The organism is Pseudomonas sp. OTU5201 (genome assembly GCF_038440135.1).
In the GTDB taxonomy this organism is placed as follows: Bacteria; Pseudomonadota; Gammaproteobacteria; order Pseudomonadales; family Pseudomonadaceae; genus Metapseudomonas; species Metapseudomonas resinovorans.
In genome coordinates this window covers 1-1,012 of sequence record NZ_JASATC010000093.1, presented here as the reverse complement: position 1 = coordinate 1,012, position 1,012 = coordinate 1, and the positions used below count along the sequence as shown (strand labels likewise).

Sequence of the window (1,012 nt, the reverse complement as noted above, 5' to 3'; positions counted from 1 at the left end):
TTCCTCCTGCGCTACGAATCCGGCTACACCGAGGGCACCGTCGGCGTGGGCGTCGATGCCATCGGCCTGCTCGGCGTCAAGCTCGACTCCAGCCCCGACCGCGCCGGCACCGGCCTGCTCAAGCGCGACCGTGAAACCGGCCGCGCCCAGGACGAATACGGCGAGCTCGGCCTGACCGCCAAACTGCGCGCCTCCAAGAGCGTGCTCAAGGTCGGCACCCTGCTGCCCAAGCTGCCGGTCGTCCAGTACAACGACTCGCGCCTGCTGCCGCAGACCTTCCAGGGCGGCCACCTGAACGCCATGGAGCTCGACGGCCTCACCTTCGATGCCGGCCAGCTCAAGCAGGTCAACCAGCGTGACTCCTCCGACTACGAGGACATGACCATCACCAGCGGCGCCGCCCGCGGCATCACCTTCCGCAAAGGCACCACCAGCGATGAGTTCAACTTCGCCGGCGCCAACTACAAGTGGACCGACAGCCTCACCACCGGCTACCACTACGGCGAACTCGACGAGTTCTACAAGCAGCACTTCGTCAGCGCCGTCCACCTGCTGCCGCTGGGTGACAAGCAGTCCCTGAAGAGCGACCTGCGCTACGCCCGCTCCACCGACGAAGGCTCCAGCAACGTCGACAACAAGGCCTTCGGCGCCATGTTCACCTACGCCCTCGGTGGCCATGCCTTCGGCCTTGGCTACCAGAGCATGAGTGGCGACACCGGCTTCGCCTACATCAACGGCACCGACCCCTTCCTGGTCAACTACGTGCAGATCGGCGACTTCGCCAACAAGGACGAGAAATCCTGGCAGGCCCGCTACGACTACAACTTCGCCAGCCTCGGCATTCCCGGCCTGACCTTCATGACCCGCTACCTGACCGGTGACAACATCGACCTGGGCGTCGGTCGCGAAGACGGCAAGGAGTGGGAGCGCAACATGGACATCGCCTACGTCTTCCAGGAAGGCCCGCTGAAGAACTTCGGCATCAAATGGCGCAACGCAAGCGTGCGTTCCA

1 protein-coding gene is annotated in these 1,012 nt (G+C 64.6%); it reads left to right on the top strand.

What is annotated here, in order from left to right:
• Nucleotides 1-1,012, top strand: a 1,012-nt coding sequence (locus AAHM40_RS26990) for an OprD family porin (protein ID WP_342247436.1), incomplete at both ends; no start/stop codon positions are given.